General features: G+C 52.3%; 15 protein-coding genes and 1 tRNA gene. 12 read left to right on the top strand and 4 right to left on the bottom strand.

The annotated features are described in order from the left end of the window. Nucleotides 1-90: 90 nt before the first annotated feature. The gene (gene sdhE / locus L350_RS06480; RefSeq protein ID WP_003863437.1) at nt 91-357 is read left to right on the top strand and encodes an FAD assembly factor SdhE; all 267 of its coding nucleotides are present in this window, start codon (nt 91-93) and stop codon (nt 355-357) included. Next, entirely contained in the window at nt 338-748 is a 411-nt protein-coding gene (locus L350_RS06485; protein ID WP_022649305.1) for a protein YgfX, read from the top strand. Before sdhE ends, L350_RS06485 begins: the two co-directional genes overlap by 20 nt. Before the next feature lies 1 nt (nt 749). Here L350_RS06485 and fldB read toward each other — a convergent pair whose 3' ends face one another. Further along, nucleotides 750-1,271 (bottom strand): flavodoxin FldB, encoded by a 522-nt coding sequence (gene fldB, locus L350_RS06490; RefSeq protein ID WP_015571793.1) that lies wholly within the window; start codon nt 1,269-1,271, stop codon nt 750-752. A 101-nt stretch (nt 1,272-1,372) separates the two neighbouring features. Between fldB and xerD the strand changes: the two genes are divergently transcribed. The 5 genes from xerD to lysS all read left to right on the top strand — a co-directional run bounded on the left by xerD (nt 1,373) and on the right by lysS (nt 7,466). Then, nucleotides 1,373-2,269: a site-specific tyrosine recombinase XerD gene (xerD, locus tag L350_RS06495; protein WP_003863442.1), complete on the top strand. Its 897-nt coding sequence runs from the start codon at nt 1,373-1,375 to the stop codon at nt 2,267-2,269. A 28-nt stretch (nt 2,270-2,297) separates the two neighbouring features. After that, nucleotides 2,298-3,011 (top strand): bifunctional protein-disulfide isomerase/oxidoreductase DsbC, encoded by a 714-nt coding sequence (gene dsbC / locus L350_RS06500; protein WP_022649304.1) that lies wholly within the window; start codon nt 2,298-2,300, stop codon nt 3,009-3,011. A gap of 5 nt (nt 3,012-3,016) precedes the next feature. Continuing rightward, the gene (gene recJ, locus L350_RS06505) at nt 3,017-4,750 is read left to right on the top strand and encodes a single-stranded-DNA-specific exonuclease RecJ (protein WP_032626098.1); all 1,734 of its coding nucleotides are present in this window, start codon (nt 3,017-3,019) and stop codon (nt 4,748-4,750) included. A gap of 90 nt (nt 4,751-4,840) precedes the next feature. Further along, a protein-coding gene (gene prfB / locus L350_RS06510; protein WP_096147815.1) for a peptide chain release factor 2 occupies nt 4,841-5,939 on the top strand; the annotation gives its coding sequence in 2 pieces (ribosomal slippage) (nt 4,841-4,915 and nt 4,917-5,939; 1,098 coding nt in all). A gap of 9 nt (nt 5,940-5,948) precedes the next feature. Next, nucleotides 5,949-7,466: a lysine--tRNA ligase gene (lysS, locus tag L350_RS06515; RefSeq protein ID WP_022649302.1), complete on the top strand. Its 1,518-nt coding sequence runs from the start codon at nt 5,949-5,951 to the stop codon at nt 7,464-7,466. A 48-nt stretch (nt 7,467-7,514) separates the two neighbouring features. On the opposite strand, the gene idi is transcribed toward lysS, so the two are convergent. After that, the gene (gene idi, locus L350_RS06520) at nt 7,515-8,057 is read right to left on the bottom strand and encodes an isopentenyl-diphosphate Delta-isomerase (protein ID WP_022649301.1); all 543 of its coding nucleotides are present in this window, start codon (nt 8,055-8,057) and stop codon (nt 7,515-7,517) included. A 163-nt stretch (nt 8,058-8,220) separates the two neighbouring features. On the opposite strand from idi, the gene actS reads away from it, so the two are divergent. The 4 genes from actS to L350_RS0122545 all read left to right on the top strand — a co-directional run bounded on the left by actS (nt 8,221) and on the right by L350_RS0122545 (nt 11,064). Then, nucleotides 8,221-8,961 carry an amidase activator ActS gene (gene actS, locus L350_RS06525; protein ID WP_022649300.1) on the top strand — a complete coding sequence of 247 codons (741 nt, stop codon included), beginning with the start codon at nt 8,221-8,223 and terminating at the stop codon, nt 8,959-8,961. Nucleotides 8,962-9,041: 80 nt separating this feature from the next. Continuing rightward, a tRNA-Gly gene (locus L350_RS06530) sits at nt 9,042-9,115 on the top strand. Nucleotides 9,116-9,808: 693 nt separating this feature from the next. Then, nucleotides 9,809-10,492, top strand: a complete 684-nt coding sequence (locus L350_RS06535; protein WP_050595081.1) for a hypothetical protein — start codon at nt 9,809-9,811, stop codon at nt 10,490-10,492. 146 nt (nt 10,493-10,638) lie between these two features. Next, nucleotides 10,639-11,064 carry a hypothetical protein gene (locus L350_RS0122545; protein WP_144300345.1) on the top strand — a complete coding sequence of 142 codons (426 nt, stop codon included), beginning with the start codon at nt 10,639-10,641 and terminating at the stop codon, nt 11,062-11,064. Nucleotides 11,065-11,277: 213 nt separating this feature from the next. On the opposite strand, the gene L350_RS06545 is transcribed toward L350_RS0122545, so the two are convergent. After that, a complete protein-coding gene (locus L350_RS06545; RefSeq protein WP_032626089.1) occupies nt 11,278-11,895 on the bottom strand; it encodes a tyrosine-type recombinase/integrase in 618 nt (205 codons plus the stop codon). 884 nt (nt 11,896-12,779) lie between these two features. Here L350_RS06545 and L350_RS0122540 point away from each other — a divergent pair. Then, nucleotides 12,780-13,073, top strand: coding sequence for a hypothetical protein (locus tag L350_RS0122540; protein ID WP_032626087.1), 294 nt, complete (start codon nt 12,780-12,782; stop codon nt 13,071-13,073). Here the strand turns inward: L350_RS0122540 and L350_RS06550 are convergent. Continuing rightward, nucleotides 13,066-14,186 (bottom strand): IS3-like element ISSen4 family transposase gene (locus L350_RS06550; RefSeq protein WP_085950818.1). Its coding sequence is split into 2 segments (ribosomal slippage): nt 13,066-13,928 and nt 13,928-14,186, totalling 1,122 coding nucleotides; the frame shifts between segments, so codons are not numbered across the junction. The genes L350_RS0122540 and L350_RS06550 overlap by 8 nt on opposite strands. Nucleotides 14,187-14,190 lie beyond the last annotated feature (4 nt).

The following is a 14,190-nucleotide window of genomic DNA, read 5'->3' as shown; positions in this document are numbered from 1 at the left end:
AACACGTTACACTAGCAGGTGTTCCCGAAGAGCAATAATGAATACCGAACGGGATACCGACTGTGCCAAACGTAATGCAGGAAACAGAACATGGATATTAACAACAAGGCCCGTATTCACTGGGCGTGCCGTCGCGGCATGCGTGAACTTGATATCTCCATCATGCCTTTCTTCGAGTATGAGTACGACAGCTTAAGCGATGACGATAAGCGCCTGTTTGTCCGTCTGCTTGAGTCCGACGATCCGGATTTATTCAACTGGCTGATGAATCACGGCAAGCCCGCCGACACCGAGTTGCAACGGATGGTGCAATTAATTCAAACACGGAATCAGGAACGTGGTCCTGTGGCAATCTGATCTTCGCGTCTCGTGGCGCTCACAGTGGATGTCCTTACTGCTCCACGGTCTGGTCGCGGCAATGGTGTTATTGGTGCCGTGGCCGCTAAGCTATACCCCTCTGTGGCTGCTTTTGCTGTCGTTTGTAGTGTTTGACAGCGTGCGCAGCCAGCGTCGAATCAACGCCCGTCAGGGTGAAATTAAGCTGCTGATGGATTCTCGCCTGCGCTGGCAGGGAAAAGAGTGGGAAATGATAGGGACGCCGTGGATGCTCAACACCGGGATGATGCTACGGCTGCGTCGGGTCGAGGACAATCGTCGCCAGCACCTGTGGCTGGCAGCAGACAGTATGGATCCTGCGGAGTGGCGAGATCTGCGCCGGTTGATCGTGCAACAGCCGACGCAGGAGTAAATCAGCTGAACTGCTCGGCCATCTCACCCAGAATCTGCTCGCACCAGCTCTGGAGGCGCTCGTCGCTAAGATCGTACTGGTTGGTTTCATCCAGCGCGAGCCCGACAAACAGCTGGCCGTCGGCAATTATCGGTTTTTGACTGGTGAACTCATAGCCTTCCGTAGGCCAGTAGCCGATAAAGGTCGCGCCCTTTGGGGCCAGTTTGTCGTGCAGCATGCCGAGTGCGTCAAGGAACCACTCCCCGTAGCCCAACTGGTCGCCCATGCCGTACATCGCAATGATTTTGCCTTCAAAATTGACTGAATCAAGCTGATCCCAGATCGCTTCCCAGTCTTCCTGAATCTCACCAAAGTCCCAGGTAGGGATACCCAGAATCAGCACATCGTACTGCTCCATCAAGGCAACCGCGTCATCTTTCAGGTTATGCAACGTCACCAGTTCCGGGCCAATAATGTCGCGAATTTTCTCCGCCGCCATTTCGGTGTAGCAGGTGCTGGAACCATAGAACAGACCAATATTCATCGCGTAACTATCTCAATTCTTGCTATGACTTTGCGCGTAGTGTACCAGAAACCGATGGCAATCAGGCATAATGGCCAGATTGCAGAACCATAGGGGTTGATGTGGAAAAGGATCTCGCACTCATCGAACAGTTTCTCGACGCGCTGTGGCTGGAGAAAAACCTCGCTGAAAATACGCTTAGCGCCTATCGTCGGGATCTCACTTTGCTGGTCGAGTGGCTGGCGCACCGGGGGCTGACGCTTGAAAGCGCACAAAGCGATGACCTGCAAGGGTTACTGGCTGAGCGGATGGAAGGGGGGTACAAAGCCACCAGCTCCGCACGTCTGCTGAGCGCCATGCGCCGCCTGTTCCAGCACCTTTACCGCGAGAAGATCCGCGCGGATGATCCCAGCGCACTGCTGGCATCGCCTAAACTGCCTCAGCGGCTGCCAAAAGATCTCAGCGAAGCGCAAGTTGAGAGATTATTACAGTCGCCCGCAGTTGACCTTCCGCTGGAGTTACGCGATAAAGCCATGCTTGAACTATTGTATGCCACGGGCTTGCGCGTTTCTGAGCTGGTGGGCCTGACGATGAGCGATATCAGCCTGCGTCAGGGCGTGGTGCGCGTTATCGGTAAAGGGAACAAAGAACGGCTGGTGCCGCTGGGTGAAGAGGCGGTCTACTGGCTGGAGACGTATCTGGAACACGGGCGTCCGTGGCTGCTGAACGGCGTCTCCATAGATGTATTATTCCCGAGCCAGCGCGCGCAGCAGATGACGCGACAAACGTTCTGGCATCGCATTAAACATTACGCCACACTGGCGGGTATTGACAGTGAGAAGCTGTCGCCGCACGTTTTGCGTCACGCCTTCGCGACGCATCTGTTAAACCACGGCGCGGATTTACGCGTGGTGCAGATGTTGCTTGGACACAGCGATCTTTCAACGACGCAAATATACACCCATGTCGCGACGGAACGCCTGCGGCAGCTACACCAACAGCACCACCCTCGCGCGTGAGTGCCGACGAATTGTTACAGGATCATATATGAAAAAGTCTTTAGCGCTGTTCACCCTGCTGGCAGCTTCGGTTTCCGGTTTTGCCCATGCGGATGATGCCGCCATTAAACAGTCTCTGACGAAACTCGGCGTCGCCAGCAGCGAGATCCAGCCAGCGCCGGTGGCTGGCATGAAAACGGTGCTGACCAACAGCGGCGTGCTGTACGTGACCGAAGACGGAAAGCACATCATTCAGGGGCCAATGTACGACGTGAGCGGTGCGCAGCCGGTGAACGTCACCAACCAGCTACTGATGAAAAACCTGAATGCGCTCGAAAAAGAGATGATTGTCTACAAAGCGGCGCAGGAAAAGCACGTCATTACCGTCTTCACCGACATCACCTGCGGCTACTGCCACAAGCTGCATGAAGAGATGAAAGACTACAACGCGCTGGGCATTACCGTGCGTTACCTGGCCTTCCCACGCGCTGGCGTGCAGAGTCAGCCTGAGCAGGATATGAAAGCGATCTGGTGTGCGAAAGACCGCAACAAGGCCTTTGATGATGCGATGAACGGTAAAGGCGTGAAGCCCGCCTCCTGCGATATCGACATCGCTAACCACTACGCGCTGGGCGTACAGTTTGGCGTGAGCGGTACGCCAGCCATTGTGCTGAGCAACGGCTATGTGGTGCCGGGCTACCAGGGGCCAAAAGAGATGAAAGCGTTCCTCGACGAACACCAGAAACAGACGGGTGGTAAATAATTCGCGTGAAAGCCCCGATAAAACTGCGCCGCCGCGATGCGGTTGAAACCGCGGATTTACCAGATACGCTTCCGCTGCTGTTAAAGCGGTTGTACGCCAGCCGTGGCGTGCGTACGGCAAGCGATCTTGAGCGCAGCGTTAAAGGCATGCTGCCCTGGCAAGCGCTGAGTGGCATCGAAAAAGCGACTGAAATGCTCTACGACGCGTTCCGTGACGGGACGCGGATTGTCGTGGTGGGCGATTTCGATGCCGACGGCGCAACCAGTACCGCGCTGAGCGTACTCAGCCTGCGTGCGCTAGGCTGCGATAACGTGGCTTACCTGGTGCCGAACCGGTTTGAAGACGGCTACGGCCTCAGCCCGGAAGTGGTCGATCAGGCCCATGCCCGTGGTGCACAGATGATCATGACCGTGGATAACGGGATCTCTTCTCATGCGGGGGTCGATCATGCCCATGCGCTGGGGATCCCGGTACTGGTCACCGATCACCACCTGCCAGGAGAAACCCTGCCAGACGCCGAAGCCATCATTAACCCGAACCTGCGTGACTGCGATTTCCCGTCGAAATCGCTGGCCGGAGTAGGGGTGGCGTTTTATCTGATGCTGGCGTTACGCACGTTGCTGCGTGATAAGGGCTGGTTCGAATCGCGCGGGATTGCCGTGCCGAATCTTGCGGAGTATCTCGATCTGGTGGCGCTGGGAACCGTGGCGGACGTGGTGCCGCTCGATACCAATAACCGTATTCTCACCTGGCAGGGCTTGAGCCGTATTCGGGCGGGCAAATGCCGTCCGGGGATCAAGGCGCTGCTGGAAATTGCCAACCGCGATCCGCTGAAGCTTGCGGCAAGCGATTTGGGTTTTGCCCTCGGCCCGCGCCTGAATGCGGCGGGGCGGCTGGACGATATGTCGGTTGGCGTCGCGCTGCTCCTGTGCGACAACATCGGCGAAGCGCGCGTGCTGGCCAGTGAGCTGGACGCACTCAACCAGACCCGTAAAGAGATTGAGCAGGGGATGCAGGCCGAAGCGCTGACCCTGTGCGAAAAGCTGGAGCGCAGCGGCGATAACCTGCCGGGTGGGCTGGCGATGTATCACCCCGAATGGCACCAGGGCGTGGTGGGCATTCTGGCGTCGCGCATTAAAGAGCGTTTCCACCGCCCGGTGATCGCGTTCGCCCCCGCCGGGGACGGCACGCTGAAAGGCTCCGGTCGTTCCATTCAGGGGCTGCATATGCGCGATGCGCTGGAGCGTCTCGACACGCTTCATCCGAACCTGATGATTAAGTTCGGCGGTCACGCGATGGCGGCAGGCCTGTCGCTGAAAGAGGCGAAGTTCGACGAGTTCCAGCGTCTGTTTGGCGAACTGGTCACCGAGTGGATCGATCCGTCTCTGTTGCAGGGGGAAGTGGTTTCTGACGGCGAGCTTTCTCCGGCTGAAATGACCATGGAGGTGGCGCAGATGCTGCGCGATGCCGGCCCGTGGGGGCAGATGTTCCCGGAGCCGCTTTTCGACGGACGTTTTCGTTTGCTGCAACAGCGCATCGTGGGCGAACGCCATCTCAAAGTGATGGTGGAACCGGTCGGCGGCGGGCCGCTGCTCGACGGCATCGCCTTTAACGTTGATACTTCCATCTGGCCGGACAACGGCGTGCGCGAGGTTGAGCTGGCCTATAAGCTGGATATTAACGAGTTCCGCGGTAACCGCACCCTTCAGATCATCATCGACAATATCTGGCCAATTTAGCGTCAGTAATCTCTATAAAAAAGGGCGTGGATTCGGTACAATCCCGCTCTTATCACCGCATTTTGACAAGCTCATAAAAGAAAACAGACCATGTTTGAAATTAATCCGGTAAAAAACCGCATTCAGGACCTCACGGAGCGCTCTGACGTTCTTAGGGGGTATCTTTGACTACGATGCCAAGAAAGAGCGTCTCGAAGAAGTAAACGCCGAGCTGGAACAGCCGGACGTCTGGAACGAACCTGAACGCGCGCAGGCGCTGGGTAAAGAACGTTCCTCCCTCGAAGCCATCGTAGATACGCTGGATCAAATGGCGCAGGGTCTGGAAGATGTTTCTGGGCTGCTGGAGCTGGCTGTCGAAGCCGACGACGAAGAAACCTTTAACGAAGCCGTGGCAGAGCTCGACGTGCTGGAAGAGAAGCTGGCGCAGCTGGAATTCCGTCGCATGTTCTCCGGCGAATACGATAGCGCTGACTGCTATCTCGATATTCAGGCAGGCTCTGGCGGTACCGAAGCGCAGGACTGGGCCAGCATGCTGATGCGTATGTATCTGCGCTGGGCAGAAGCGCGCGGTTTCAAAACCGAGATTATCGAAGAGTCCGAAGGTGAAGTGGCGGGTATTAAATCCGTCACCATCAAGATTATTGGCGATTACGCCTACGGCTGGCTGCGTACTGAAACCGGCGTTCACCGCCTGGTGCGTAAGAGCCCGTTCGATTCCGGTGGCCGTCGCCACACCTCCTTCAGCTCCGCGTTTGTCTACCCGGAAGTGGATGAGGATATCGATATCGACATCAACCCGGCGGACCTGCGTATCGACGTTTACCGCGCATCCGGCGCGGGCGGTCAGCACGTTAACCGTACGGAATCTGCGGTGCGTATTACCCACATTCCAACCGGGCTGGTAACACAGTGCCAGAACGATCGTTCCCAGCATAAGAACAAAGACCAGGCCATGAAGCAGATGAAAGCGAAGCTTTATGAGCTGGAGATGCAGAAGAAAAATGCTGAGAAGCAGGCGATGGAAGACAACAAGTCCGACATCGGCTGGGGCAGCCAGATCCGTTCTTACGTCCTTGATGACTCCCGCATCAAAGACCTGCGTACCGGGGTTGAAACCCGTAACACGCAGGCGGTGCTGGACGGCAGCCTGGATCAATTTATCGAAGCAAGTTTGAAAGCAGGGTTATGAGGAACCAACATGTCTGAACAACAATCACAGGGCGCTGACGCGGTAGTCGATCTTAACAACGAACTGAAAACCCGCCGCGAGAAGCTGGCAGCGCTGCGCGAGCAGGGCGTGCCGTTCCCGAACGATTTTCGTCGTGACCACACCTCAGACCAACTGCACGCAGACTTCGACGGTAAAGAGAACGAAGAGCTTGAAGCGCTGAACGTTGAAGTGTCCGTGGCGGGCCGCATGATGACCCGTCGTATCATGGGTAAAGCCTCCTTCGTGACCTTACAGGACGTTGGCGGCCGCATTCAGCTGTATGTCTCTCGTGACGACCTGCCGGAAGGCATCTATAACGAGCAGTTCAAGAAGTGGGACCTGGGCGACATCCTGGGCGCTAAAGGTAAACTGTTCAAAACCAAGACCGGTGAACTGTCTATCCACTGCACCGAGCTGCGTCTGCTGACCAAAGCCCTGCGCCCGCTGCCGGACAAGTTCCACGGTTTGCAGGATCAGGAAGCGCGCTATCGTCAGCGCTACCTGGATCTCATCTCTAATGATGAATCCCGTAAGACCTTCAAAATTCGCTCCCAGATCATGGCCGGTATTCGCCAGTTCATGGTTAACCGCGACTTTATGGAAGTAGAAACCCCGATGATGCAGGTGATCCCAGGCGGTGCCTCTGCCCGTCCGTTCATCACCCATCACAACGCCCTGGACCTGGACATGTACCTGCGTATCGCGCCGGAACTGTACCTGAAGCGTCTGGTGGTCGGTGGTTTCGACCGCGTGTTCGAGATCAACCGTAACTTCCGTAACGAAGGCATCTCCGTACGTCATAACCCAGAGTTCACCATGATGGAACTTTATATGGCGTATGCGGATTACAAAGATCTGATCGAGCTGACCGAATCCCTGTTCCGTACCCTGGCGCAGGATATTCTGGGCACCACGCAGGTCCCTTACGGTGAAGAAGTGTTCGACTTCGGCAAGCCGTTCGAAAAACTGACCATGCGCGAAGCGATCAAGAAATACCGTCCGGAAACCAATATGGCGGATCTGGATAACTTCGACTCTGCGAAAGCGATCGCTGAAAGCATCGGTATTAAGGTTGAGAAGAGCTGGGGTCTGGGCCGTATCGTGACCGAGATCTTCGAAGAAGTGGCCGAAGCGCACCTGATTCAGCCGACCTTCATCACCGAATACCCGGCGGAAGTGTCTCCGCTGGCGCGTCGTAATGACGAGAACCCGGAAATCACTGACCGCTTCGAATTCTTCATCGGTGGCCGCGAAATCGGTAACGGCTTTAGCGAGCTGAACGATGCAGAAGATCAGGCGCAGCGTTTCCAGGATCAGGTTAACGCGAAAGCGGCAGGCGACGATGAAGCGATGTTCTTCGACGAAGACTACGTAACCGCGCTGGAACACGGCCTGCCGCCGACGGCTGGCCTGGGTATTGGTATCGACCGTATGGTGATGCTGTTCACCAACAGCCACACCATCCGCGACGTGATCCTGTTCCCGGCGATGCGTCCGGTGAAATAAGCCGTTAAGACGTAAAAAAAGCCCCGTGCGTTTATCGCCGGGGCTTTTTTATTGCGCCGCAAAAGCGCTGAGTTTTTCGCGCGCAGTGTTCGCTTCCTGCACCATCCAGGGACTAAATGCCCACGGTGTGGCGTCCAGCGCGCGGAAGAGCGCGTCCAGCTCCACCCACTGATACTCCATCACTTCGTCGCTATTGATTGCGAGGGTATTCGTTACGCGGGCGGCATAGACCGGGCAGATCTCGTTTTCAACGATCCCTGAAGGGTCGGCTTCACGGTAGCGGAACGCCGGGGCAACGGGGGTGATGTCGGTGATTTCGGCGCCGACTTCAAAGCGGCAGCGGCGGATAATCGCCTGCTCTGTCGCTTCGTCGGCCTGTGGATGTCCGCAAACGGAGTTGGTCCACACGCCGGGCCAGGCTTTTTTACTTAAGGCGCGCCGGGTAATCAGACATTCTCCGTTAGCGTTAAACAGCCATGAAGAGAAGGCCAGGTGTAGCGGGGTGTGTGACGTGTGCGCGGCGTACTTCTCCTGAGTGCCAATCACCTTTCCCTGGTCATTTACCAAAATAACGTGTTCTTGAATACTCATTGATGCTCCAGTGCCATAATGCTTAATGGTTCAGCACCATCAGCGGAATTATTATACTGCATTCTTATGCGAACGGTTTGGCCCACAGAGCGGAAAAGGGCATGACCCGCATCAGTTTGGGCTGCTATCATAGTGCGCCATTCACGCTGACCGAGGAGCTGTTTTGTTTGCAGGAAGCCTGACGAGAAACCCGATCATTGCCATTTTCTGCCTGACGCTGACGCTACTTATAGCAGGATGCTCGGGGAGTAAATCTTCGGATATGGGCAGTTATTCCGGTGCCGTCTATACCGTTAAGCGCGGGGACACGCTCTACCGCATCTCACGTGCCACGGGGACCAGCGTGAAGGAGCTGGCGCGCCTGAATAATATCTCTCCACCGTATACCATTGAGATAGGGCAAAAGCTCAAGGTTAACGGCGGTTCCTCCTCAGGGAAAAAGTCCTCAACGCGTAAAACAGCCAAAGTGACGCCATCCTATCAGGTGCCTAAATCATCCTGGCCGCCGGTCGGTCAGCGCTGCTGGATCTGGCCTGCAAGCGGAAAAGTGGTTGCGCCCTACTCGCTCTCGGAAGGGGGCAATAAAGGAATTGATATCGCTGCCGCACGCGGCACGCCGGTTTACGCTTCAGGGGCCGGAAAGGTGGTCTATGTCGGTAACCAGCTTCGTGGATACGGTAACCTGATCATGATTAAGCATGGTGAGGACTACATTACGGCATATGCGCATAACGACACGATGTTGGTGAATAATGGCCAGAACGTGAAGGCGGGGCAGAAGATTGCGACCATGGGCAGTACCGGGACGGATACGGTGAAGCTGCATTTCCAGATTCGCTATAAGGCCACTGCCATCGATCCGCAGCGTTATCTTCCGGCGCAGGGCAGTAAACCGAAGTGCTAAGTGATTATTTAATCGCCACTTAGTGGGGTAAAGGCTTGTATGAAGAGGCGTAAGGTCTATAATGCCTTACGCACCTCAAAGCGGGCGTAGTTCAATGGTAGAACGAGAGCTTCCCAAGCTCTATACGAGGGTTCGATTCCCTTCGCCCGCTCCAGATCTCTCCCCTTGTGGCAAAACTTCGATAAAACTCGTTTTGCTATCAACAACTTACTTAACATAAGTTGTCGTGATCGTTCTACCATTGAACTACGATCTACCAATGGGAGTTACATTGTTAGTTGTCACGGATAGTTACACGGAAATGAGAGTATAACTATTCGTCGGCGGCAGTTCCAATCCTCACACCGCGATAGCACAACGTGAAGGCAAAGCCTGATCCGGGCATTGATTCTCATAACCTTACAGTGAAGCGCATTTTTTGCCGATGCTCCCACATGCCACACGTCGAGATGACGTTGCAGGGAATAAACAGGTTTATGGTGGTCACGGTACTTGCAGACCATATGCAAGCTCTGCCAGCGGTTCGGCCTCGCTCCCTTTGGGTACATGGTCATCCTGATAAACTTCACTGTCTGACATAACCCTGATGAAGTCGCCTAACGGCTCCGCTCGTTGTCTTACCACCAACGGGCTTATTGTCTGCTATTGCATTTTATTTCTTAGGTGGTATTGTGAACTTAGGCACCCGCCTAAGTTTTGGACAGCTTAAAAAAGGTAGCAGTACCGCATACATTCTTTTAAACCTTCTTCAAAGTGTCGGATCTGGCAAATGGTTGAGGGTAACAAAATGTCCAATACCAAACCTTAAATGACTGCCAAGAGATCTGATACGCCGGAGAGGTTTATCATGAACGCTGCTATCCAATCTATCTGCTACAACATTTCTCAACACCCTGAAATACGCAACACACCGTTGAAACGTTCCCATCTTCACGAGGTGATTTCTGCTCTCTTAGGCTATGCCAGCCATGCGGCAATGGTTGAAGAAGACAAGAAGCCACAGCTTGAACATAGCCTTTCTGAGGCAGAATATATTGTTCTGAATTTGCCTCAAGGCTTGGAAAGAGCGCTGAAGTTTGGCGTATCTGATGATGCCTTTCGTATCTTCATCTCAGAATTAAAGTCTGGCTTGTCTGCCAAGGTATCCGAATCAGTGGATGATTTCTATGATGACCATATTCGGGAAATCCTTGAGGAAGAGATATACCGAGAAGCGTCAGACTCTGGGGAGATGGCCGAGAGTAACGCTCACTTCGAATCCCTTCCCGATATGGATTACAACCTTACATTCAGTGGTGATCTTTGGAAGTCGGTTGATGAGTGGTCAATTTCTGATACGGGAACACTGTCAGGTGAGTATGATCCCGAAGGTGATCGCATGTACAACGGGCATTTGCTTAACGTCCAAGGTAAGTTAACGTTTGCAAAAGCAGGGCGTTCAGGACTTATTTTTTTAGAAGATTATACCGAGTGCTTTACAGCTCGTGATTATTCATGGTCGGACTTTGAACCATTGGAGATGGACGACTGAATTTAGTCTTTAGGTAATGTTGGCTTAGTTCGTTAAGTCAGAAAAAGGGGGGCATTGCGCCCCCTCATATCATCCTCTCAAAGCCTGTAGCCACATCAACAAAAGGTGTAGTAGGATTCACTTAGCTTGTTACTTGGATGAAGAGTATGAAAGAGTTTTCATTATTCAGATTGTTCTTTGCGTTGGTCGTTATTGTGGGTTATTCGTCTAATGTTTCAGCAATGACCGTTCATGATTTCATTAGTTACAAAGCTATGCTTATGTCTGCTAACGATCCTGCAAGTCCGTTAACAAAAGATGAAAGAGCAAAAATCCATTTACTCGAAAAAATGTCAAATCAGAATTTAAGTGGGATAGTAGATGGCGCGCTCTCTCTGAATGACCTTTCAACACTCAAAGGACATAGTAAAATAATTTGTTATCCTGCTGGAGAGCAGTTGAACGTTCAAAAATTTTCAGATCACCTTGCAGATTACTATGATCACTTTGAACCAAGCAAAAGAGCTGTTATAGCTTCTCAACGTTTAGGTTATTTTGTTACGGCATTTCTTATAAAGTCTTATCCCTGCTAATGATGATGCACAGTTTTGGCTAATCCTCAAATGTCCGGGTGTATTTACAAGACTCGGACGGCTTAACCGTCACTGTCTCCGTATAATTTGCGTTGGAATAAACGCATATCTTCGCGTTGTCTGTCTCCTGTTCATCCGTTAACGTTAACGTGATGCGCCCAGCTTGAGCGGAGATAACTGGAAGTATTACCAGCGTCAGCACAAGTAAGCGTTTCATGCGCGTGTCCCTCTCTTGATCCCCGTTGAATACTTCGTTCTTAATGCGTCTACTTTGGCCTGTGTGATCCCCAGGTAGGCGCGTGTGTGCTCGGTTGAGCGATGGCCCAACATCTTACTAATCACCTCAAGGTCTTCATGGTTTTTATGGGCGATGGTCGCAACTGTTTTCCTGGCACTGTGCATACTGATCACTGCTTCCTGTGGAATTAAGCGCTGCATCTTGAGCTTGTCCACTGCATACTGAATCTCTGCGTGGATTTTGGAACGGCTGATCGGCTTACCTTTGCTCCGGTTGCTGTCATTCTGGAACACATACACATTTTCCCCGCGCTCGTTGTAACGAGCCTTGAGCACTTCCCTTGCTGTCTCTGTCAATTCCACTTCTACCGCTTCTTTGGTTTTGTCCTGGGTGATGCGCAATACTTTGCTACCGATATTCAGTTCATCCCAACGCCACGAACGCATATCCACGCCGCGAAGCTGTGTCTCAACACCTATAAGGAAGAGATCCGCCACTGTCTGGCTCTTCTTCGCGATTTCTTCCACTACCATCTTCACCTGATCGGCGCTGTCCAGTCCGTCAGTACGTTTTGCACCCTTGCTGATTGCCATTCTCTTACCTCCTTAGCCTGTCTCGATGGTATGAATATTGATCAAAAACAGATGGTTAGCAAGGTCAATTTCTACTTATTTGCATAAATGTCTTATTGCCGGATTTCGACGGTATTAGGTGGCATTAAATGCGATTAAAGCCGATTTAGCGGAGCGCGGTTGCTTGACGTGCTTAACGCGATCTTCGTGACGCACCCAATTCTGCTGCCCCTCCGCGCCGAATATCAAGGCATTGATTTATAACGATTTTATTTTTATTTCTCTTGTTTCATGGAAAGTGGCTCTTGTCAACTTATTTATTTTCGCCGTGGCTTTTGGCACCAGAAACAGCCGAAAAAAGGCGATAAAATCGAGGTTGATCATAAGTGATTGTTTCTAATGGGGGATGAATAGGACAGATAACTCTAATGTCCTAAAGAATGGCGATATCGCATAGGAAATGAGAATTTTCTCATTTAAATTGATTGCATGATGAAATAATTAGAGTGCTAATCAAATGGTGAGTTTTGGTGTGAAAATAAACCGATGTTTCATTTTTATAAAGAGTCTTTAAGCAACTTGCACCGAACATGAAAGTGTTCATTGTGGACAATGATCGCTGGAGCCGCACGGCGCAAGGCTTCTACAAAGTTAAGCGATTCTGAAATGAAAGTTTAAAGTTTAACTTAGGCTACATTAACCCCGATCTTTATACGTTATTTGGTTAGGATTAATCTTAAGATTACCCTATGATTACCCCGTCATTTTCTGTACGATTATTCTCACTACACAGGCAGGTTATGAGATAAAAATGGCGATTCGTGATGAGTGTTACCGATATATAAGACTGTGAGTGTTTAATAAAACGTAGGCACGCGTATCGCCAGCTTCTAAAGGAAATCAAAATGAAATACATAATCTTGGCGACTGTCATCGCTGTAATTAGTGCAAGCGCTTTAGCGGATACAAGTATGGAGCTTAGGAAGGCAGACTCAGATCTACGTTCAAGTATTGAACGCGTTTTAACAATTCGTGGAAATAAGCAAGCATTTTTAGAATCCTACCAAGTGGCATCAAAGCTACAAGGAAAAGTTACAGCTGATATAGTTAAAGTGATTGATAATAGTATTGCTGTATCCTGCGAAGAAGTTGGGGCGACAATTGACCTGCCCCCACGATTAGATACAACACTCAGTTAGTAACGTCGGAATCTTCATTCTCAGAATGACCCTTTCTCCAGCCCGCTGCAAATTCAGACGGTGTCTGATAATTCAGCGTGGAGTGCGGGCGGCATTCGTTATAATCCTGCCGCCAGTCATTAATAATTTTCCTGGCATGAACGATATCGCTGAACCAGTGCTCATTCAAACATTCATCGCGAAATCGTCCGTTAAAGCTCTCAATAAATCCGTTCTGCGTTGGCTTGCCCGGCTGGATTAAGCGCAACTCAACACCATGCTCAAAGGCCCATTGATCCAGTGCACGGCAAGTGAACTCCGGCCCCTGGTCAGTTCTTATCGTCGCCGGATAGCCTCGAAACAGTGCAATGCTGTCCAGAATACGCGTGACCTGAACGCCTGAAATCCCAAAGGCAACAGTGACCGTCAGGCATTCCTTTGTGAAATCATCGACGCAGGTAAGACACTTGATCCTGCGACCGGTGGAAAGTGCGTCCATGACGAAATCCATCGACCAGGTCAGATTGGGCGCCGCCGGACGGAGCAGCGGCAGACGTTCTGTTGCCAGCCCTTTACGACGTCTTCTGCGTTTTACGCCCAGGCCACTGAGGTGATAAAGCCGGTACACGCGCTTATGATTAACATGAAGCCCTTCACGGCGCAGCAACTGCCAAATACGACGGTAGCCAAAACGCCTGCGCTCCAGTGCCAGCTCAGTGATGCGCCCTGATAAATGCGCATCAGCAGCCGGACGGTGAGCCTCATAGCGGCAGGTCGACAGGGATAAACCTGTAAGCCTGCAGGCACGACGTTGCGACAGACCGGTCGCATCACACATCAACATCACGGCTTCCCGCTTCTGGTCTGTCGTCAGTACTTTCGCCCAAGAGCCACCTGAAGCGCCTCTTTATCCAGCATGGCTTCGGCAAGCAGCTTCTTGAGTCTGGTGTTCTCTTCCTCAAGCGACTTCAGGCGCTTAACTTCAGGCACCTCCATACCGCCATACTTCTTACGCCAGGTGTAAAACGTGGCATCGGAAATGGCATGCTTGCGGCAGAGTTCACGGGCGGGTACCCCAGCTTCGGCTTCGCGGAGAATACTGATGATCTGTTCGTCGGAAAAACGCTTCTTCATGGGG

Origin of the sequence: Enterobacter sp. MGH 4 (assembly GCF_000534735.1) — a bacterium.
In the GTDB taxonomy this organism is placed as follows: Bacteria; Pseudomonadota; Gammaproteobacteria; order Enterobacterales; family Enterobacteriaceae; genus Enterobacter; species Enterobacter intestinihominis.
Note: the sequence above shows the minus strand (reverse complement) of the source record. Positions and strands in the feature narration are given on the sequence as shown.